This window comes from Luteimonas terricola (assembly GCF_004352845.1).
Taxonomy (GTDB): domain Bacteria; phylum Pseudomonadota; class Gammaproteobacteria; order Xanthomonadales; family Xanthomonadaceae; genus Luteimonas; species Luteimonas terricola.
This window is the reverse complement of the sequence record NZ_SJRX01000001.1, coordinates 659,897-678,531: the sequence shown is the minus strand read 5'-3', so window position 1 is coordinate 678,531 and position 18,635 is coordinate 659,897. Positions and strand designations below refer to the sequence as shown.

The 18,635-nt window shown below is 71.5% G+C and carries 16 protein-coding genes; 8 read left to right on the top strand and 8 right to left on the bottom strand.

What is annotated here, in order from left to right; all coding sequences use genetic code 11:
* The first annotated feature begins 3 nt into the window (after positions 1-3).
* The 6 genes from E2169_RS03085 (at position 4) to E2169_RS03060 (ending at position 5,092) form a co-directional block, all read left to right on the top strand.
* Positions 4-516 (top strand): CYTH domain-containing protein, encoded by a 513-nt coding sequence (locus E2169_RS03085; protein ID WP_132985121.1) that lies wholly within the window; start codon positions 4-6, stop codon positions 514-516.
* 12 nt (positions 517-528) lie between these two features.
* On the top strand, positions 529-1,530 hold the full coding sequence (nagZ, locus tag E2169_RS03080; protein WP_132985120.1) for a beta-N-acetylhexosaminidase: 1,002 nt from the start codon (positions 529-531) through the stop codon (positions 1,528-1,530).
* Positions 1,527-2,087, top strand: coding sequence for a hypoxanthine-guanine phosphoribosyltransferase (locus E2169_RS03075; protein WP_132985119.1), 561 nt, complete (start codon positions 1,527-1,529; stop codon positions 2,085-2,087). The genes nagZ and E2169_RS03075 overlap by 4 nt, the downstream gene beginning before the upstream one ends.
* Positions 2,088-2,124: 37 nt before the next feature.
* Positions 2,125-2,880, top strand: a complete 756-nt coding sequence (locus E2169_RS03070; protein WP_132985467.1) for an S-methyl-5'-thioinosine phosphorylase — start codon at positions 2,125-2,127, stop codon at positions 2,878-2,880.
* Between the two features lie 98 nt (positions 2,881-2,978).
* Positions 2,979-3,185 (top strand): cold-shock protein, encoded by a 207-nt coding sequence (locus E2169_RS03065; protein ID WP_132985118.1) that lies wholly within the window; start codon positions 2,979-2,981, stop codon positions 3,183-3,185.
* Between the two features lie 302 nt (positions 3,186-3,487).
* Complete coding sequence (locus E2169_RS03060) at positions 3,488-5,092, top strand: acyl-CoA dehydrogenase family protein (protein ID WP_132985117.1); 1,605 nt, start codon at positions 3,488-3,490, stop codon at positions 5,090-5,092.
* Positions 5,093-5,240: 148 nt separating this feature from the next.
* Here E2169_RS03060 and E2169_RS03055 read toward each other — a convergent pair whose 3' ends face one another.
* Genes E2169_RS03055 through E2169_RS03040 form a run of 4 tightly spaced genes read right to left on the bottom strand, consistent with a single transcriptional unit; the run spans position 5,241 to position 9,390 of the window.
* Positions 5,241-7,067: an ABC transporter transmembrane domain-containing protein gene (locus E2169_RS03055; protein ID WP_132985116.1), complete on the bottom strand. Its 1,827-nt coding sequence runs from the start codon at positions 7,065-7,067 to the stop codon at positions 5,241-5,243.
* 27 nt (positions 7,068-7,094) lie between these two features.
* Complete coding sequence (locus E2169_RS03050; protein WP_132985115.1) at positions 7,095-7,679, bottom strand: IMPACT family protein; 585 nt, start codon at positions 7,677-7,679, stop codon at positions 7,095-7,097.
* Positions 7,676-8,785 carry a hypothetical protein gene (locus E2169_RS03045; protein ID WP_132985114.1) on the bottom strand — a complete coding sequence of 370 codons (1,110 nt, stop codon included), beginning with the start codon at positions 8,783-8,785 and terminating at the stop codon, positions 7,676-7,678. The genes E2169_RS03050 and E2169_RS03045 overlap by 4 nt, the downstream gene beginning before the upstream one ends.
* The gene (locus tag E2169_RS03040) at positions 8,782-9,390 is read right to left on the bottom strand and encodes an RNA polymerase sigma factor (RefSeq protein ID WP_165942317.1); all 609 of its coding nucleotides are present in this window, start codon (positions 9,388-9,390) and stop codon (positions 8,782-8,784) included. The genes E2169_RS03045 and E2169_RS03040 overlap by 4 nt, the downstream gene beginning before the upstream one ends.
* A 177-nt stretch (positions 9,391-9,567) precedes the next feature.
* Between E2169_RS03040 and E2169_RS03035 the strand changes: the two genes are divergently transcribed.
* Positions 9,568-12,459 carry an EAL domain-containing protein gene (locus tag E2169_RS03035; protein WP_132985465.1) on the top strand — a complete coding sequence of 964 codons (2,892 nt, stop codon included), beginning with the start codon at positions 9,568-9,570 and terminating at the stop codon, positions 12,457-12,459.
* Positions 12,460-12,484: 25 nt separating this feature from the next.
* Here E2169_RS03035 and E2169_RS03030 read toward each other — a convergent pair whose 3' ends face one another.
* The 3 genes from E2169_RS03030 to E2169_RS03020 form a co-directional block, all read right to left on the bottom strand.
* Positions 12,485-14,182, bottom strand: a complete 1,698-nt coding sequence (locus tag E2169_RS03030) for a vWA domain-containing protein (protein WP_132985113.1) — start codon at positions 14,180-14,182, stop codon at positions 12,485-12,487.
* A 112-nt stretch (positions 14,183-14,294) separates the two neighbouring features.
* Complete coding sequence (gene xseA, locus E2169_RS03025) at positions 14,295-15,638, bottom strand: exodeoxyribonuclease VII large subunit (protein ID WP_132985112.1); 1,344 nt, start codon at positions 15,636-15,638, stop codon at positions 14,295-14,297.
* Between the two features lie 243 nt (positions 15,639-15,881).
* Positions 15,882-16,187 (bottom strand): DUF2218 domain-containing protein, encoded by a 306-nt coding sequence (locus E2169_RS03020; RefSeq protein ID WP_132985111.1) that lies wholly within the window; start codon positions 16,185-16,187, stop codon positions 15,882-15,884.
* An 84-nt stretch (positions 16,188-16,271) separates the two neighbouring features.
* Between E2169_RS03020 and ispG the strand changes: the two genes are divergently transcribed.
* Entirely contained in the window at positions 16,272-17,564 is a 1,293-nt protein-coding gene (gene ispG, locus E2169_RS03015) for a flavodoxin-dependent (E)-4-hydroxy-3-methylbut-2-enyl-diphosphate synthase (RefSeq protein ID WP_132985110.1), read from the top strand.
* Positions 17,565-17,740: 176 nt separating this feature from the next.
* Here ispG and E2169_RS03010 read toward each other — a convergent pair whose 3' ends face one another.
* Positions 17,741-18,622, bottom strand: a complete 882-nt coding sequence (locus E2169_RS03010; protein ID WP_132985109.1) for a GGDEF domain-containing protein — start codon at positions 18,620-18,622, stop codon at positions 17,741-17,743.
* Between the last annotated feature and the right edge of the window lie 13 nt (positions 18,623-18,635).

The window sequence follows — 18,635 nt, the reverse complement described above, 5'->3', positions numbered from 1 at the left end:
TGGATGGCCATCGAGATCGAACGGAAATTCCTGGTGGCGGATGACGGCTGGCGCGCCGCCGCCCACGCCGTCGTGCCCATGGCCCAGGGCTACCTCAACGACCAGTCGTCCATGGACGAAGGCCGCCAGCGCGCATCGGTGCGCGTGCGCCTTGAAGGGGACGGCGCCTTCCTCAACATCAAGTCGCGCGAGATCGGCCACACCCGGCAGGAGTTCGAATACCCGCTGCCCGTGGGCGAGGCACGCGACCTGCTCGCGCTGTGCGTCGGCGGGCTGGTCGAAAAGCGCCGCCACCTGGTGCGCCACGGCGGCCATCTCTGGGAAGTCGACGAGTTCCTCGGTGACAACGCCGGCCTGGTGGTGGCCGAAATCGAGCTCGAAAGCGCCGACGAGGACTTCGAGCGCCCCGACTGGCTGGGGGTGGAGGCCACCGACTGCCCGCGCTACTACAATCTGGCACTGGCCGCGCGGCCGTACTCGCAGTGGAGCGGGGCGGAACGCGCGGGACCGGCCTGAAGGAGAAAGTCCATGCTCGTCATCGGCATCGCCGGTACCGAACTCACCGCCCGGGAGCGCGACTGGCTGCAGCACGATGCCTGCGCCGGCGTGATCCTGTTCACCCGCAACTTCGCTTCGCGCGCGCAGGTGGCCGAACTGTCGGCGGCGATCCGCGAGGCCGCGCCGCGTCCGCAGCTGGTCTGCGTCGACCAGGAGGGCGGGCGCGTGCAGCGCTTCCGCGAGGGCTACAGCGCACTGCCGCCGCTGGAGGTCTTCGGCCGCGACTACGCGCGCGATCGGGACGGCGCGCTTGAACGCGCCCGCGAGCACGCCTGGCTGATGGCCAGCGAAGTCCGCGCCTCGGGCGTCGACCTCAGCTTCGCACCGGTGGTCGACCTGGGGCGCGGCAACCTGGCGATCGGCGACCGCGCCTTCTCCGATGATCCGGCCATCGTCGCCGCGTTCACCCGCGCCTACGTCGAGGGCATGCACGATGCCGGCATGGCCGCCACCCTCAAGCACTTCCCCGGACACGGCTCGGTGCGCGAGGACACCCACTTCGACGATGCCGTCGATGACCGTCCGCTGGACGTGATCCGCGCCGAGGACCTCGTGCCTTTCGCCGCAGGCATCGAAGCCGGCGCCGACGCCGTGATGCTCGCGCACGTGGTCTATCCGCAGGTTGCGCCGGAGCCGGCCGGGTACTCGCCGCGCTGGGTCAAGGACATCCTGCGCCGCGACATGGGCTTCCGCGGCGTGGTCTTCTCCGACGACATCGGCATGGCCGCCGCGCACGGCGTGGGGGGCATCAAGGCGCGCGTGGATGCGCACCTCGACGCCGGCTGCGACGTGGTGCTGGTCTGCCATCCGGAGCTGGTCGAAGAGTCTCTGGTCGCGGTCGAGGGCCGCAGCCTCAACACCATGGCGCTCGCCGGACTGATGGGTCGCGGCGCGCTGGGCTGGGACGGACTGCTGGCCGACGCGCGCCACGGCAGGGCCGCGGCGAGCCACGGCGGCGGGGCGGCGGCATGAGCGCGCCCACGCTCGCGGCCGTCATGGCCGATGCCGACGTCATCCACGATCGCGCCACGCTGGAAACGGCGATCCAGGACATGGCCGACGCCATCCAGGCCGAATACGCCGACGACGAACGCCCGCCGCTGTACGTGACCATCATGAACGGCGGCATGCCCTTCGCCACGCAGCTCGCGTTCGCGCTGGGCGACCGCGGGCTGGACCTCGAGTTCGACTACCTGCACGCCACCCGCTACCGCGGCAGCACCAGCGGCTCGCGCCTGGCCTGGCTGCACCGCCCGGCCACGCCGATGCGCGGCCGCCGCGTGCTGCTGGTCGACGACATCCTCGACGAGGGCCACACGCTGAAGGCGGTCACCCGCTGGTGCGAGGACGAAGGCGCGGCCGACGTGCGCGTGGCGGTGCTGGCGACCAAGGTCCACGACCGCTGCGTGGATGGCGTCTGCGCCGACTGGTCGGGCGTGGACGTGCCCGACCGCTACGTCTTCGGCTACGGCATGGACTACAACGAACAGGGCCGCAACCTGCCCGCCATCTACGCGCTGGCCGACTGAGCCGCGCACGCACCGGGAGACCGCCGTGTCCACGCATATCGATGAACCCGTCGCCCTTGCGGTGATCGGTGGCACCGGCCTGTACCAGCTGGCCGGGCTGGAAGATGTCGAGACCCACCAGCCGGTCACGCGCTACGGCGCGCTGTCCGGCCCGGTGCGCGTGGGCCGCATCGCCGGTCACCGCGTTGCTTTCCTGGCACGCCATGGCGAGGGCCATTCGGTGCCGCCGCACCTCGTGAACTACCGCGCCAACCTCGCCGCGCTGCAATCGCTTGGCGCCAGCAGCGTGCTCGCGCTCAACACCGTGGGCGGCATCACCGAGGACTTCGGGCCGCGGGTGCTCGCCTGTCCGGACCAGCTCATCGACTACACCTGGGGCCGCATCTCGACCTTCTGCGAAGAGCCGGGGACCGAAGTGCTGCACGTCGACTTCGGCGATCCCTACACGCCGTCGCTGCGCCGCCGGATCATCGATGCGGCGGCGACCGCCGGCGTGGCACTGGTCGACGGCGGCTGTTACGGCGCGACGCAGGGCCCGCGACTGGAGACGCGCGCGGAGATTTCGCGCATGCGCCGCGACGGCTGCGACCTCGTCGGAATGACCGGAATGCCCGAGGCAGGGCTCGCCCACGAGCTTGGACTGGACTACGCCTGCCTGGCCGTTGTCGCCAACTGGGCGGCCGGCGCGGGGCCGCAGGTCGACGAGGTGATCACGCTGGAAGACGTGCTCGCGAACGTCGCCGCGGCGTCTTCGGGCCTGCCGGACCTGGTCGGAGCGATGCTGGCGGGGTGATTGCGCCCCGCCCGAAGCCTTTGCATACTCGGGCAGCGTATGCCCGGTCCCTTGCAGGTCGGCATGCGCAATCGTATCCAGACGAGGTGGAAAGAGTCATGCAATACGGCACAGTGAAGTGGTTCAACGACGCCAAGGGTTTCGGCTTCATCGCTCCCGAAGACGGCAGCGCGGACGTGTTCGTGCACTACTCGGCGATCGATTCGACGGGCTTCCGCAGCCTTCAGGAAGGCCAGCGCGTCAGCTATGAAGTCACGCAGGGCCCGAAGGGCGCGCAGGCCGCAGGGGTTGCGGCTGTCGCGTAAGCGGTACGCAGTTACAGTATTTCCTGTTCCAGGGTCCCGGGGTTTCCGGGGCCCTTTTTCTTGGTTCATCTCCCAAGTGAGGGGTCGCGCTTCGTACTGGTTCCGTGAAGCGGGAGGCGGGCGCGGGGCGCTTGGCGGCGGTGCGGCACGATGCCTGCTGCCGCTCATGTCCCCCGGCTCCGGCCTTGGGAGAAGAACCTTCTTTTTTGCCACGGATTGCACGGATCTTTCTTGGGGTGGATCGGGCAATCGGGTAAGAATGCGGCGTGGGCCTGGAAAGGAGCGGGACCGAGGTGTTCGGCATGCATGAGGTGTTGAATCAGCCGCCGGAGTTTGGGGGGCGGGATCTCTGGCGGGATGACGTGGCGCTGCGGGAGGCGCTGGTGCGCGAGGGCGGGGATGGCTTCCGGTCCGAAGTCGCGGCCTACGGCGCGCTGGCCGGTGGCGAGCTGCTGGCGCTGTCGCACGAGGCGCACCGGGATCGCCCGCGCCTGCGCAGCCACGACGCCGCCGGGCATCGCATCGACCGCGTCGAGTTCCATCCCGCGTACCACCGGGTGATGGAGCTGGCCATCGCGCACGGCGTGGCCGGCCTGTCGTGGGCGCGGCCAGAACCCGGCGCACACGTTGCGCGCGCGGCGCTGGCCTACCTGCACTACCAGGCCGAACCCGGCAGCAGCTGTCCGTTGACGATGACCCACGCCGCGATGCCGGTGCTGCGCCAGGCACCCGCTCTGCGCGAGTGGGCGGACAAGGTCGCCGCCTGCCGCTACGACGCCCGCGACGTGGCGATCGGCGACAAGCCCGGCGTGACCCTGGGCATGGGCATGACCGAGAAGCAGGGCGGCAGCGACGTGCGCGCCAACGAGACCACGGCCACGCCCAGCGCGGACGAAGGCGCGTACACGCTCGTCGGGCACAAATGGTTCATGTCGGCGCCGATGTCGGACGGCTTCCTGGTGCTGGCGCAGGCGCCGGGCGGCCTCACCTGCCTGCTGATGCCGCGCCGCCTGCCCGACGGCGACCGCAACGCCTTCACCCTGATGCGGCTGAAGGACAAGCTCGGCGACTGGTCCAATGCCTCCAGCGAAGTCGAGTTCCAGGGCGCAATGGCCTGGCGCGTGGGCGACGAGGGCCGCGGTGTCGCCACCATCCTGCAGATGGTGATGCTCACCCGCCTGGACTGCATGCTGGGCTCGGCGGGGCTGATGCGGATGGCGCTGTCGCAGGCGCTGCATCACTGCCGCCATCGCAGCGCGTTCGGAAAGCGGCTCGCCGACCAGCCGCTGATGCGCAACGTCCTGGCCGATATCGCGATCGAGGCCGAAGCGGCGCTGGCGCTGTCGATGCGCGTGGCGCGTGCGGTCGACGCCGCCACGCACGATCCGCGCGAGGCCGCGTTCGCACGCATCGCCACCGCCATCGGCAAGTACTGGATCTGCCGCCGCGCCCCGGCGGTGGTCAACGAGGCGCAGGAGTGCCTCGGTGGCGCCGGCTACATCGAGGAATCGCTGCTGCCGAGGCTCTACCGCCAGGCGCCGCTGAACTCCATCTGGGAAGGCAGCGGCAACATCCAGTGCCTCGATGTCCTGCGCGCGCTGTCGCGGGAGCCGGAAACTGCCGAAGCGCTGCGTGTGGAGTTCGATGCTGCGAACGGCCTGCACCCCGCGTTCGACGCTCTGGTCGCTGGGCTGCCGGACATGCTTTCAGCCGCCAGTGAAGCCGGATCCAGAATGCTTGTCGAACGCCTGGCACTCGCCCTCCAGGCCTCGGTGCTCCTGCGTGCCGGCAGCCCCATCGCCGAAGCCTTCTGCCGCAGCCGCCTCGGTGCCGACCATGGCCTCGCCCTGGGTACGCTTCCTACCGACCTCGACGACGGTTCGATCATGGTCAGGGGGGCGGGGTAAAAGCTTTTGCCACGGATTTGCGCGGATTACGCGGATCTGGCTGAGGCCAGTGTTGTCACCGCGCCCTGCACCAGTTTTTAGATTGGTTGTTGGCAACAATCTTGCCCCAGCCAGATCCGCGTAATCCGCGTAAATCCGTGGCCAAAAATCAGCTCTCAACCACGGGCGCGGCATCCAGGAACTGCAGCCGCGCGAGTTCGGCATACAGACCGCCCTGCGCCAGCAGTTGGGAGTGTGTGCCTTCGGCGACGATGCGGCCGTGGTCCATGACGACGATGCGGTCCGCGCGCAGCACGGTGGCCAGGCGGTGCGCGACCACGATCGTGGTGCGGCCTTCCATCAGGCGTTCGAGCGCGTGCTGCACGGCGCGTTCGCTCTGGGCGTCCAGCGCCGAGGTGGCTTCGTCGAGCAGCAGCACGGGGGCGTCCCGCAGCAGGGCGCGGGCGATCGCCACCCGCTGCTGCTGGCCGCCGGAGAGACGGGCACCGCGCTCTCCAAGCTCGGACGCATAGCCTTCGGGCAGGGCATTGATGAACTCGTGCGCCTCCGCCGCGCGCGCGGCGGCTTCGACTTCGGCGTCGCTGGCGTCCAGGCGGCCGTAGCGGATGTTGTCGGCGGCGCTGGCGGCGAAGATCGTCGGACGCTGTGGCACCAGGGCCATGGCCTCGCGCAGCGCGGTGGGGTCGAGTTCGCGCAGGTCGATGCCGTCCAGCGATACGCTGCCCGCCTGCGGGTCCCGGAAGCGCTGCAGCAGCGCGAACACCGTGCTCTTGCCTGCGCCGGACGGCCCCACCAGGGCTACGGTTTCACCCGGCGCGACGTCCAGGGTGAAGCCTTCCAGCGCCGCGGCGTCCGGGCGGGTGGGGTAGTGGAAGACCACGTCGCGCAGCGTGACCGCGCCGCGCACAGGCATCGGCAAGGTCCTTGGCGTCTTCGGAGCCACCACCGTCGCCTGCTCGTCGAGCAGCTCCCCGATCCGGCCCATGCCGCCGGCGGCCTTCTGCAGCTCGTTCCACACCTCGGCCAGCGCGCCGACCGAGCCGGCGCCGAACATCGCGTAGAGCACGAACTGGCCGAGCGTGCCGGCGCTCATGCGGCCGTCGGCGACGTCGTGCGCGCCCAGCCACAGCACCATGGTGATGGCGCCGAAGATCACCGAGATCGCCACCGCGGTCACCAGTGCCTGCACGCCGATGCGCTTGCGCGCCACCGCCACCGCCGTCGCCACGGCGTCGCCGAAGCGGACGCGCTCATGCCCCTCGCGGGCGTGCGACTGCACGGTGTCGATTGCGCCCAGGGTTTCGGTGGCGAGCGCGTTGGCATCGGCCACGCGGTCCTGGCTCTGGCGCGAGATGCGCTGCAGGCGGCGGCCGCCCAGCACCAGCGGCAGCACCGCCAGCGGGATGCCGACCAGGGTCCAGGCCGCCAGCCGCGGACTCGTCACCACCAGCATGGCGACGCTGCCCAGCACCATCACCACGCTGCGCAGGGCCACCGACATGCTGGTGGCGACCACGCCGCGCAGGAGCTCGGTGTCCGCGGTCAGGCGCGAGACCAGCTCACCGGTGCGGCTGCGTTCGAAGAAGGACTGGTCCAGGCCCACCAGGTGCCCGAAGAACTGCGTGCGCAGGTCGGCGACCACGCGCTCGCCGAGCAGTGAGACGAAGAAGAAGCGCGCCGCGGTGGCGATGGCCAGGGCGAAGGTCACCAGGAACAGCAGCGCGAAGGCGGCGTCGATGCCGGCGCCGCTGGCGAAGCCGTCGTCGATCATCCGCCGCACGGCCAGCGGCAGGCTCAGGGTCGCCGTGCTCGACGCCAGCAGCGCCAGCAGCCAAGCCGCAAGCAGGCCCCGGTGCCGGGCCAGGAAGGGCCACAGCGGACGCAGCGTCGACAGCGGGACCCTGGATTTGGCGGCGGGATCGCCGCCGCGCGCATCGGGCGGCGGCGGGGTGGGGGTGTTCGCGAACTGGGCCATCCGGCCATTGTCGCCCATGCCTTGCGGCTATGGTTCGCCCACGCGCGCGCGATCGCGCGTGGCGTCGCGCAGGTGGCTGGCCAGCGCCGGCAGCTGGCTGGCCGGGAGGCGCAGCCGGAAGTGGACGCCGTCGGCGGCGAAGTCCTCGCCCAGCTTCTCGGCCCCAAAGACGGGCAGCGCTGCGTGCACGGCGGCGAGGTCGGCGAACGGACATTCGACTTCGATCTCGGCCATCTCCACCACCTCGCGCCGCTCGGCGGTGCGCAGGCACTCGGCCGCGGTGCCGCCGTAGGCGCGCACCAGGCCGCCGGCGCCGAGCTTGATGCCGCCGTACCAGCGCGTCACCACCACCACGACGCCGTCGAGGCCCTGGCCGTCGATGGCGGCGAGGATCGGGCGGCCGGCGGTGCCGGCGGGCTCGCCGTCGTCGCTGGAGCGGTAGTCGCTGCCGATGCGCCAGGCCCAGCAGTTGTGGGTGGCGTCGGGCACGGACACCGAGGCGATGAAGGCTGCGGCGGCATCGGTGTCCTCCACCGGCGCGGCCTTGGCAAGGAAACGGCTGTGCTTGACCACGAGTTCGTGCGCCGCCGGGGCGGCGAGGGTGGTGCTCACTCCTCGCCCAGCAGCGTGCGCAGCTCGTCCGGCACAGCGGCCCCGGGGTGGCGACGCCGGAACTCCGCGAAGCTCGCGCGTGCTTCTTCGTAGCGTTCGGAAGCGACCAGTTCGCGGATGCGTGCCAGCCAGGCCTCTCGAACCGGGGGCGAGTCCACCGAGGCCGGCGGGGTGTCGTCCAGCGGCTGGTCGAGCCAGTCTTCGTCGTGCGTCGCTTCGGCGTCGACCGGCTGCGGGCCGGCCTGCGGGTCCGCGGACCGCGCGCGTTCGGCGGCTTCCGGAGCGGGTGCGGGCTCCGGCGGCGGCAGGGCCTGCAGGAACCTCAGCGGCGTGGGAGCGGGCGCAGCGGGTGGGGCGGGCGGTGCCGGTGGTGCCGGTGGTGCGGGTGCGGGACCCGTGGACTGGGCAGCCGAGGTGTCCGGGGGGGCCGGGCGGGAGGACTTCACGGCGCGTTCGGACGCCGCCTTGTCCACGGCGGTGGCGGCCGCTTCGCGCGCTGCCGCCGGCTGGCGGCCTGGCTGATCGAAGAACACGTCGGCTGCGGGAGCGGGAGCCGCCACGGCCGGCGATGGCGGAGCAACCGTCTCCACGGCCTGCGGCGTCACGACCGCGCGCTCCGTGGAAGGTGCAGGCTGCTCTGCAGGCGGCGGCGCGACGGGCGGGGCCGGTTCGCGGAGCATTCGCGCGCTGGCAGGCGCTCCAGCGGCATCATTGGCCGGGGCCGGATGGACGGGAACCGGCGTCGCCGTGGCAGCGGGTGCTTCGTCTCCCAGCCCGGCAACCTCGAGCTGCGGCCGCAGCTGCCAGGCCACGCCGACGGCGAGTACCACCGTTGCAGCGAGTGCGCCGCCGCGAAGCCAGGCCGGACTCCGCCGGCGGCGGCGATGCCCGATGCCGGCGGCTGGCGGCGCTGTTGCAGCCGCAGGGCTGCCTTCGCCTGCGCGGCCCGCGTCGTCCACGCGCTCCGCGGCGACCTTGCGGGCGGCTGCGAGAATCGTCGCATCCAGCCCGGCCGAAGGACCGGACGGCGGCGCCGCGCGCGCAAGGGCCTCGGCCAGCTCGCGTTCCACCGGCTCCAGCGGGTCGGGTCGTTTCTGCCGGGTCACGGTGTCGCCTCCCCGGTGGTGGCCACGGCGGCGTCGCGGTCGGCCAGCGCGGCCCGCAGTTTGTCCATGGCGTAGCGCAGGCGCGACTTCACGGTTTCGCGGCCGACGCCGGTGATGTCGCCGATCTCCTCCAGGGTGAGCTCCTGTTCCAGGCGCAGCAGCACCACTTCGCGCTGGTCGTCGGGCAGGGCGTCGAGCGCCTGCTGCAGGTCGCGGCTGCGCTGGAAGGCGTGCATGCGCAGCTCGGGCGTATCCGGGTCCTCGATCCGGAGGCTGCGTTCATCGGCATCGGCGGGCGCGGGCGGGCGGTGTTGCCGCGCGCGCCAGTGGTCGGCGATGCGGTTGCGCGCGATCCGGTACAGCCAGGTGGCGAAGGCGGCCTCCGGGCGCCAGTCGCGGCCTGCCGCCAGCACTCGCTGCCAGGTGTCCTGGAACACCTCGTCGGCCACGCCCGGATCGCGAAGCTGGCGCAGCAGGAAGCGATGCAGGCGTTCGCGGTGGCGCCCGTACAGAGCCTCGAACGCGGCCACGTCGCCCCCGGTCCAGGCCAGCATCAGCGCGTCATCGCTGGTACCGGCGTGTTCGCGGGGTGGCAGGGTGTCCATCCACACGAGGTTAAGCGTTGCGCGTGGGCACGGGAAGCCCGTGCGTGCGGGCGTCGCGACGGGCATCATGTCGGTCGGGGTCGCATGGGGAGGCCGCGGTTGCTTGCCGCGTGCGGCCGGATCCGCCGTTGTGCCCGTGGGACAGGTTTGGACAAAGGGACGCGGCGCGTGCAGGCAATGCTGGACATCCCGGTTTTGGCGCCGCCGCGCGAGGTCGACCTCGCGGGGCTGGCGGGCATGCTGGCGCAATCCCTTCCCACGGGGTCGGGCGTGGTGGTGTGCTGGGACGACGAGCGCCTGGGTGCCGGCAGTTCCGAGGTCGAAGGCGCGGCCGAGGCCCTGCGCACGCGGGCCCGTGACCTCATGTCCGGCAAACGCGCGCACGCCGATGCCGACGGCGCGCTGATCGACGAGTCCTGGACCGAGGGCGAGGCCCGGATCGCGATCGCCGCGCGCCTGCCCGAGCCGCTCACGCCCGGCTCGCGCGAAGCGTGGCGGGCCCTGGCACGCCGGCTGGTGTCGGCCACCATCGCCTCGGCGCAGGCCGAGGCCCGGATCGATTCGCTGCGCAAATCGGAGCGGCTGCAGCAGGCGCTTTACGAGATCGCCGACCTCGCGGGCTCGGGCCTCGAGATGGAGGAGATGCTCAAGCGCATCCACGGCGTGGTCGGCGGCCTGATGTCGGCCGCGAACTTCTACATCGTCCTGTACGACGACGTGCGCCGCACCGTGCGCTTCCTGTATTTCGCCGACCGCCTCGACCCCTGGATCGCTCAGCCGGCCATCGAGACGCCGGTAGGGACGATGCCCAACAGCCTGACCGTGGCGCTGCTGCGGCACGGCCAGCCGCTGCGCGGCCCTTCGGAACTGATCCGGGACCACCTCGCGGTCGAACTCGACAGCGCCCACGGCCCCGACGCCGCGGACTGGCTGGGCGTGCCCATGCGCCGCGAGGGGCGCGTGAGCGGCGCGATCGTGGTGCAGAGCTACGAGCAGCCCGACTGCTACACCGACGAGGACCGCGCGCTGCTCGAGTTCGTGGCCCAGCACATCCTCACCGCGCTCGACCGCAAGCACGCCCAGGCCGAGCTCGAACGCCGCGTGGTCGCGCGCACGCGGGAGCTGCAGCAGGCCAACGAGGTGCTGCAGGCGGAGATCATCGAGCGCCAGCGCGCCGAGCGCCTGCAGCGCGCGCTGTTCCGGATCAGCGAGCTGTCCTTCACCGCGGGCAGCGTCGAGGGCTTCTATGGCGACCTGCACGCAGTGGTCGGCGAGCTGCTGTATGCGCGCAACTTCTACATCGCCATGGTCTCCGGCGATGGCAGCCACATCGAGTTCCCGTACTCGGTGGACGAGCGCGACATCGCGCGCAAGCCGCGGCGGATGATCCGCGGGCTCAGCGAGTACGTGATCAACAGCGGCCGCGCGCTGCTGGCCGACCGCGTGGTCATCGCGCGCCTGGAGGCCGCGGGCGAGCTCCAGCACCACGGCACGCTGGCGCACTGCTGGCTGGGCGTGCCGCTGCTGCGCGACGGGATGGCGGTGGGCGTGATCGCGGTGCAGAGCTATTCGCCGCACATCGCCTTTACCGTGCAGGACCAGAAGCTGCTGACCTTCGTCGCGCACCACATCGGCGGCGCGCTTGCGCGCAAGCGGTCGCAGGACCACCTCAAGGCCGCCCATGCCGAGCTCGAAGACCGGGTCGACGCGCGCACGCGGGAGCTGGAGGAGACCAACCGCGAGCTGCGTGCGCAGGTCTCCGAACGCATGCGCGCCGAACAGCGCCTGATCGACCAGGCGCGCCACGACCACCTCACCGGGCTGCCCAACCGCATCCACCTGCTCGACCGCCTCGATGCGGCGATCGCCGAGACCCGGGCCCAGAAACGCGGGCCGTTCGCGGTGCTGTTCCTCGACCTCGACCGCTTCAAGCTGGTCAACGACAGCGCCGGCCATGCCGCCGGAGACGAGATGCTGATCGAGGCCGGGCGCCGGATCGCACGGATGCTGCGCGAGGGCGACGTGGTCGCGCGCCTGGGCGGCGACGAATTCGCGGTGCTGCTTGGCGAAGCCGGCGACGACGCGACCGCCCAGGCCGTGTCGGCGCGCATCCTCGCCGAGCTGGGCAAGCCGATGTGGATCGCGGGGCGCGAGCTGTTTCCCTCGGCTTCGGTGGGCATCGCCATGTGGCAGCCGCGTTACCACCACGGCGAGGACCTGCTGCGCGACGCCGATGCCGCCATGTACCGCGCCAAGGCCAGCGGCCGCGACCGCAGCGAACTGTTCGACGAAGAGATGCGCGCCGAGGCCACGCGGCTGCTCGACCTCGAGGCCGACCTCAGGCGCGCGATCCTTGCCGACGACTTCGAGCCCTGGTTCCAGCCCATCGTCGACCTCGCCACCGGCCAGGTGGTCGGCCACGAGGCGCTGCTGCGATGGAACCACGAACTGCGGGGCCCGCTGCCGCCGGGCGAGTTCATCGGCGTGGGCGAGGACAGCGGCCTGATCGAACAGGTCGACTGGCTGGTCTACCGGCGCGCCTTCGAGTGGATGGCCCGCCACCGCGAGGGCTACGTGTCGATCAACGTGTCGCCGCGGCATTTCCGCTCCGACAACTTCGCCGAACGCCTGTTGCAGATGCTCGCTGACGCCGGAGCCGAGCCCGCGCGGCTGCGCATCGAGATCACCGAAGTCGCCCTGCTCGACGATGCCCCGCGCGCGCTGCGCATGCTCAAGACCCTGCGCTCGCGCGGCATCTTCGCCCTGCTCGACGATTTCGGCACGGGCTTCTCGGCGCTGTCCTACCTGCACCGCTTCCCGATCCACGCGCTGAAGATCGACCAGAGCTTCGTCGCCGGTCTGGGCGACGACCTGCATCCCGAGAGCCTGGCCCTGGTGCGCGCGATCCTGGCGCTGGCCGGCACGCTGGGCATCGACAGCGTCGGCGAAGGCGTGGAGACCGAGGCCCAGGCCGCGATCCTGCGCCAGCTTGGATGCACCATGGGCCAGGGCTTCCTGTTCGGGCGGCCGATGCCCGCACCCGCCGCCGAGCGCCGCGGCGCGGCCTGAGCGGTGGCGGGGCAGGGCCATCGCGTCAGTTGCCGTCGCGGGCGGCATCGCCACGGGTGGCCGCGCGTCCGGCTTCGACCAGCTCGGCGAACTCGCCGCGCAGGCCCCAGCGATCGTCGCCGCGGCTGGCGCGCGCACCGGCGGCGATCGCATCCCAGTCCCATTCGCCGAGGTTGTGGCCACCGCGCAGGGCGTCCGCGAACGCCGCGACGGTGGCGGCGAAGCGCAAGGCAGGGCCGGCTTCGGCACGGATCGCGCTGCACGGCAGCGGCACCTCGATCAGCCGGCTGCCGTCACTGTCGGGCTGCTTGTAGCGCATGCGCAGGTGCGCCAGTTCGCTGCCGTGCGCGACCGTCGGTGCACTGCCGCCGTAGCGCAGCGCGGGCAGGCGCTCGCCCCCCGAGCCGGCCAGCGCGACCTCGTACAGCGCGGTGACCTCGTGGCCGGCACCGATGTCGCCGGCGTCGACGCGGTCGTTGGCGAAATCCTCGTCCCGCAGCATGCGGTTGGCGTAGCCGACCAGGCGGTACTCGGTGACCACCGCCGGATTGAACTCGACCTGGATCTTCACGTCGCGGGCGATGGTCAGGAGCGTTGCCGACATCTCTTCCACCAGCACCTTGCGCGCTTCGAGCAGGGTGTCGATGTAGGCGTGGTTGCCATCGCCGGCGTCGGCCAGCCGTTCGGCCATGGCGTCGTTGTAGTTGCCGGTGCCGAAACCGAGCGTGGTGAGCGCGATGCCCGACCCGCGCTGGTCTGCAACCAGGGCTTCGAGCGACTTGCGGTCCACGGTGCCGACGTTGAAATCGCCGTCGGTGGCCAGGATCACGCGGTTGGCGCCGCCTTCGACATAGCCCTGGCGCGCCATTGCATAGGCCAGTTCGATGCCGGCGCCGCCGTTGGTGCTGCCGCCCGCCTGCAGGCGCTCGAGTGCGGCCAGGATCTCGCCCTTGCGATCGCCCGGCGTCGGCGGCAGCACCAGTCCCGCTGAGCCGGCGTAGGCCACGATCGAGACCTTGTCCTGCGCGCGCAGCTGCCCGGTCAGCGCGGCAAAGGCCTTGCGCAGCAGCGGCAGCTTGTCGGACGAATGCATCGAGCCCGAGGTGTCGACCAGGAACACCAGGTTGGCCGGTGGCAGCTCGGCTTTCGGTACGTCGTAGCCCTTGATGCCGACCATCAGCAGATGGCGCCTGGAGTCCCACGGCGAAGGCGCGATCTCGGTGGTCACGCGGAACGGCACGTCGCGCGACGTGGGCGCCGGATGGCCGTAGCTGAAGTAGTTGATGAACTCCTCCGCGCGCACCGAATCCGGAGGCGGTCGCACGCCCATGCGCAGCATCCGGCGGACGTTGCTGTAGCTGCCGGTGTCGACGTCGACGGAGAACGTGGACACGGGGTGCTCGGAGGCGCGGCGTACCGGGTTGTCGTCGGTGTCGGCGTATTCCTCCCGGTTGGCGGGATCGTTCGGCGGCCAGGGGCGCGGCGGCATGATGGCCGGCGACGGGGCCGTGGCCATGAGCCGCTGGCGTGCGCCGCTGATTTCGACGCGATCCAGCATCGCCGCATGCTCCTGCGCGCGCGGGGCAAGTGGGGCCGGCGGGCGGGGCGCGGTCGGGGTGGGGCCGGATGCGTCGGCTGCCTTGTCGGCCGTGGATTGGGAAGTCTGGCAGGCGGCAAGCAGCAGGCAGGCCGCGAGCGCGGCGGCGAAAGCGTGGCGGTTCATGGTGGACTCCGTCGGTGGACGGGAGCGACAACGCCCACCGACGGCGGGTGGGGTTGCGGGCCGGCATGCGCCGCGGTGGCGCCACCCGCTGGGCGGACCGGTGCAGCGCGACTCAGCTGTCCCCAGGCTCCACCCGCAGGCGCAGCTTGCCGTCGCCCACGCGCGCGGAGAGCCGGTCCCCGGGCGCCACATCGCCGGTGCCGCGCACCACGCGGCCATCGTCGTGCTGCAGGATGGCGTAGCCCCGGGCCACGGTGGCCAGCGGGCTCACCGCCTGCAGCGAGCGCGCAAGGCCGCGCAGGCGCAGGGTGTCGGCCTGCAGGCGCCGCGCGACCGCGGCCTGCGGGCGCGGCCCGAGCGCTGCCAGCCGCTCGCGCAGAACCGCCAGCCGCCGTTCCGGGCGGGTCGCGCGCAGCACCGCGTCCGCATGGCGCAGGCGGGCGCGCAGCGCGGCATCGCGCGCTTGCCAGGCCGAGTGCAGTCGCCGCAGCGCCTGCAGCTGACGCTCGCCCAGCGCGCTCAGCCGCGCCTGCGGCGCCAGCGCCTGCAGCCGCAGTGAGGCCCGGTCCGCGCGCTGCATCCGGTCGCGCATGCGCTGCAGGTGCAGCGCGCCCAGGCGCTGCTGCAGCCCGCGCACCCGCGTGCCCACATCGACCGCGTTGGGTACCACCAGCTCCGCCGCCACCGAAGGCGTGGGTGCGCGCAGGTCGGCCGCGAAGTCGGCCAGTGTGAAGTCGGTCTCATGCCCGACCGCCGACACCACCGGCACCTCGCAGGCCGCGATGGCACGCGCCAGCGCCTCGTCGTTGAACGCCCACAGGTCCTCCAGCGAGCCACCTCCGCGCGCCAGCACCAGCACGTCGTAGCGGCCGCTGACCGCCGCGCGCTCGAGCATGCCGCGGATCTGCGCCGCCGCGGCATCGCCTTGCACCGGCACCGGCAACACGTCGGCCTCGACCAGCGGGAAGCGCCGCGCAAGCACGCTCAGCACGTCGCGCACGGCGGCACCGGAGGGTGACGTGATGATGCCCAGGCGCCGCGCGTACGCCGGCAGCGGACGCTTGCGCGCATCGTCGAACAGGCCCTCGGCCTGCAGCTTCGCCTTGAGTTCGTCGAACGCGCGGCGCAGCGCGCCTTCCCCGGCCTCTTCCAGCGAATCGAGGATCAGCTGGTAGTCACCCCGGGCCTCGTAAAGCGTGAGCCGGCCGCGCGCGAGCACGCGCAGCCCCTCGCGCGGCTGGAAGCGCAGCCCCTGGCTCCTGGACCGGAACAGTGCGCAGCGGACCTGGGCGCGCGCGTCCTTGAGCGTGAAGTACAGGTGCCCCGACGCAGGGCGCGACAGGTTGCCGAGCTCGCCTTCGACGACCACCACAGGAAAGGCGTCCTCCAGCAGGCTGCGCGCCAGGGCGTTGAGCTGGCTGGGGCTGAGGACGTTCTCGGCAGGCGGTGCGGGCATGCCGTCAGGATACCGGTGTCGCGGGGGGCGGGCGGCGTGGGCTGTGGCGCTGCGATGTGGTGTCGCGGATTGGCGTCGCGGAGTGGCGGGTCGATGGGTACTCCGTGGGCGTCGCAGCGGAGCTGCTCTTGATGCCCACTCCGTACCCATCAACCCGCCATGGGGACACCTTCGCAGCCATAGCGGCGGTTGTGGGAGCGGCTATAGCCCTGCCGGATCGATGGCGGACTCCGCACCAGCCCTTCAGCTGGCCCCCTGCGCCGTCTGCCAGCTGATTTCCAGGGTTTCGCCTCGGGCCATGCGTTCAAGGTGCGAGGCGACCACCTCCTGGATCCGGGCGAGTTGCGCCTCGTCGGGCGCCTCCATGCGGGCGTCCAGGGCGGCGGGTCCGGCGGCCAGGTGCGCGACGGTGTCCGCATCGAAGGCAATCCGGGCCTGGGTTTCGTCGAAGCTGACCTCCAGCTTGTGCGCCCAGTGCGTGCACAGGCGCTTGATCAGGCGGCTGGCGTCGGCGGTGGCGATGGTGGCGGTGGCGGTGAAAACGGGCATGGCGTGGCCTTGTCGTGGGGTCATAAATGAACTGGGGGACAGTCGCGTGGTAACAACCGTCACGGCGGGGCCTAAAATGGAACGATGAACGCCATCCCCGACACCCGCCACGCGGACGCCGCCCACACTCTCGAAGAATGGGCGTTTGGCCCGGCGCCGCGGCGCGCCACGCGCCAGGTACTGGTGGGCAAGATCGCCGTCGGAGGCGACGCCCCGGTGGTGGTGCAGTCGATGACCAACACCGACACCGCCGATATCGACGGCACCGTGAAACAGGTCGCCGCGCTCTGGCGCGCGGGTTCGGAGCTGGTGCGGGTCACGGTCAACAATCCCGCCGCCGCCGCCGCCGTGCCGCGCATCGTCGAGAAGCTGGCGATGATGGGGCTGGAGGTGCCGATCATTGGCGACTTCCACTACAACGGCCACCAACTGCTTGCCGGCGAGCCGGCCTGCGCCGAAGCGCTGGCGAAGTACCGCATCAATCCCGGCAATGTCGGTTTCGGCAGGAAGCGGGACACCCAGTTCGCGCAGCTGATCGAGTTTGCGATGAAGCATGGCAAGCCGGTGCGCATCGGCGCCAACTGGGGCTCGCTCGACCAGGCCCTGGCGACGGCGCTGATGGACGAGAACGCCGCGCGCGCCGAACCTCGCGACGCCGGCCGCGTGCTGCGCGAAGCGTTGATCCGTTCGGCACTGGAGTCCGCGGAGCGCGCGGTCGAACTCGGCCTCGGGCGCGACAGGATCATCCTCTCGGCCAAGGTCAGCGGCGTGCAGGAACTGGTCGCGGTGTACCGCGACCTCGCCCTGCGCAGCGACTTCGCCCTGCACCTGGGCCTGACCGAAGCCGGCATCGGCAGCAAGGGCATCGTTGCCTCCAGCGCGGCGCTGGCGGTGCTGATGCAGGAAGGCATCGGCGACACCATCCGCATCTCGCTCACGCCCGAGCCGGGCGCGCCGCGCACGCAGGAAGTGGTGGTGGCGCAGGAGCTGCTGCAGACCATGGGCCTGCGCGCGTTCACGCCGATGGTCACCGCCTGCCCGGGCTGCGGCCGCACCACGTCCGAGTTCTTCCAGGAGCTGGCCAAGGTGGTGCAGGAGCACGTGCGCGCGAAGATGCCGGAGTGGAAGGTCACCCGCCCCGGCGCCGAGCACATGACGCTGGCGGTGATGGGCTGCATCGTCAACGGGCCGGGCGAATCGCGCCATGCCGACATCGGGATCTCGCTGCCGGGCACGGGCGAGGCGCCGGCGGCTCCGGTGTTCATCGACGGCGAGAAGGCGGTGACGCTGCGCGGCGACAACATCGCGCATGAATTCGTCGCCCTGGTCGATGCCTATGTCGACCGCCGCTACGGCGCGGCCGTGCGTGCCGACTGAGGATTCCGCGGAGCTCCGGCCCGGCGAACGCACTGTCGCCAGGGCGTCGCCACATCGCGACCGCCCTGCCGTTCCGTTGATATTTGGCGTGCTGCTTCCGATGGCGGTGTTCGCAGGCGGCGTTCGTGGCCGCACCCGCGTGCACGGGCCAGCGAAGACCCCGGCGGGTTGAGCGCTCAGTCCTCGACGCGGACCAGATTGCGGCCCTCGTTCTTGGCGCGATAGAGCGCGGCATCGGCGGCGGCCATCAGGCTGCTGCGACTCGCGCGCCCCGGTGCAAGCGTGGCGATGCCGATACTGACCGTGATCTGCTGCGGGTCGCCGCCGGGGTGGAACCGGGTCGCCGCCACCGCCTGCCGCAGGCGCTCGGCAAAGGTCGCCGCTGCCTCGATGTCGCATTCGCACAACAGCACCGCGAACTCCTCGCCGCCGATGCGTGCGGCGACGTCGTCGTCGCGCACATGGCTGCGGATCACCGCTGCCAGCCTGCGCAGCACGGCGTCGCCCTCGATGTGCCCGTAGCGATCGTTTACCGGCTTGAACAGGTCGACGTCGATGATGCATAGCGCCAGCGCGCGCCCGTGGCGCACCGCGCGCGCGATCTCCTTGTCGGCGAGCTCGGCGAAGTGACGGCGGTTGGACAGGTCGCTCAGCGGGTCGTGGGTGGCGAGCTGGTAGATCTCTTCGTGGTAGCGCGCCTCGACGCTGGTCTGGCTGATGAACTTGAGGATGCTCTCGCCGATGGTGACGTGGTCGCCGTCGATGAGCACGCCTTCGTCGATGCGCGCATCGTTGACATGGATCGGGTTGGTCGCGCCGAGGTCCATGACCCGGTAGGCGTCGCCGTCGCGCCACACCCTGCAGTGCTCGCGGGACACGCTCTTGTGGGCAATGCAGAGGTCGGCATCCTGCGAACGGCCGATCAGCACCGGGGCGTCCTCGACGTCGACGCGCCGGCCCAGGCCTTCGCCGTGGATCACCACCAGGCACGCCGAACGCGGCGCGGGCCGCGTGGGGCCTGCGCTCAACATGGTGCGCTGGGTGGTGTCGTCCGCCATAGCGACGCCCCTG

What these genes read in the sequence shown, in the direction of transcription:
- E2169_RS03085 (WP_132985121.1), top strand. Translation starts at nt 4, where the DNA reads ATGGCCATCGAGATCGAACGGAAATTCCTGGTGGCGGATGACGGCTGG.
- nagZ (WP_132985120.1), top strand. Translation starts at nt 529, where the DNA reads ATGCTCGTCATCGGCATCGCCGGTACCGAACTCACCGCCCGGGAGCGC.
- E2169_RS03075 (WP_132985119.1), top strand. Translation starts at nt 1,527, where the DNA reads ATGAGCGCGCCCACGCTCGCGGCCGTCATGGCCGATGCCGACGTCATC.
- E2169_RS03065 (WP_132985118.1), top strand. Translation starts at nt 2,979, where the DNA reads ATGCAATACGGCACAGTGAAGTGGTTCAACGACGCCAAGGGTTTCGGC.
- E2169_RS03060 (WP_132985117.1), top strand. Translation starts at nt 3,488, where the DNA reads ATGCATGAGGTGTTGAATCAGCCGCCGGAGTTTGGGGGGCGGGATCTC.
- E2169_RS03055 (WP_132985116.1), bottom strand. Translation starts at nt 7,067, where the DNA reads ATGGCCCAGTTCGCGAACACCCCCACCCCGCCGCCGCCCGATGCGCGC.
- E2169_RS03040 (WP_165942317.1), bottom strand. Translation starts at nt 9,390, where the DNA reads ATGGACACCCTGCCACCCCGCGAACACGCCGGTACCAGCGATGACGCG.
- E2169_RS03035 (WP_132985465.1), top strand. Translation starts at nt 9,568, where the DNA reads ATGCTGGACATCCCGGTTTTGGCGCCGCCGCGCGAGGTCGACCTCGCG.
- E2169_RS03030 (WP_132985113.1), bottom strand. Translation starts at nt 14,182, where the DNA reads ATGAACCGCCACGCTTTCGCCGCCGCGCTCGCGGCCTGCCTGCTGCTT.
- xseA (WP_132985112.1), bottom strand. Translation starts at nt 15,638, where the DNA reads ATGCCCGCACCGCCTGCCGAGAACGTCCTCAGCCCCAGCCAGCTCAAC.
- E2169_RS03020 (WP_132985111.1), bottom strand. Translation starts at nt 16,187, where the DNA reads ATGCCCGTTTTCACCGCCACCGCCACCATCGCCACCGCCGACGCCAGC.
- ispG (WP_132985110.1), top strand. Translation starts at nt 16,272, where the DNA reads ATGAACGCCATCCCCGACACCCGCCACGCGGACGCCGCCCACACTCTC.
- E2169_RS03010 (WP_132985109.1), bottom strand. Translation starts at nt 18,622, where the DNA reads ATGGCGGACGACACCACCCAGCGCACCATGTTGAGCGCAGGCCCCACG.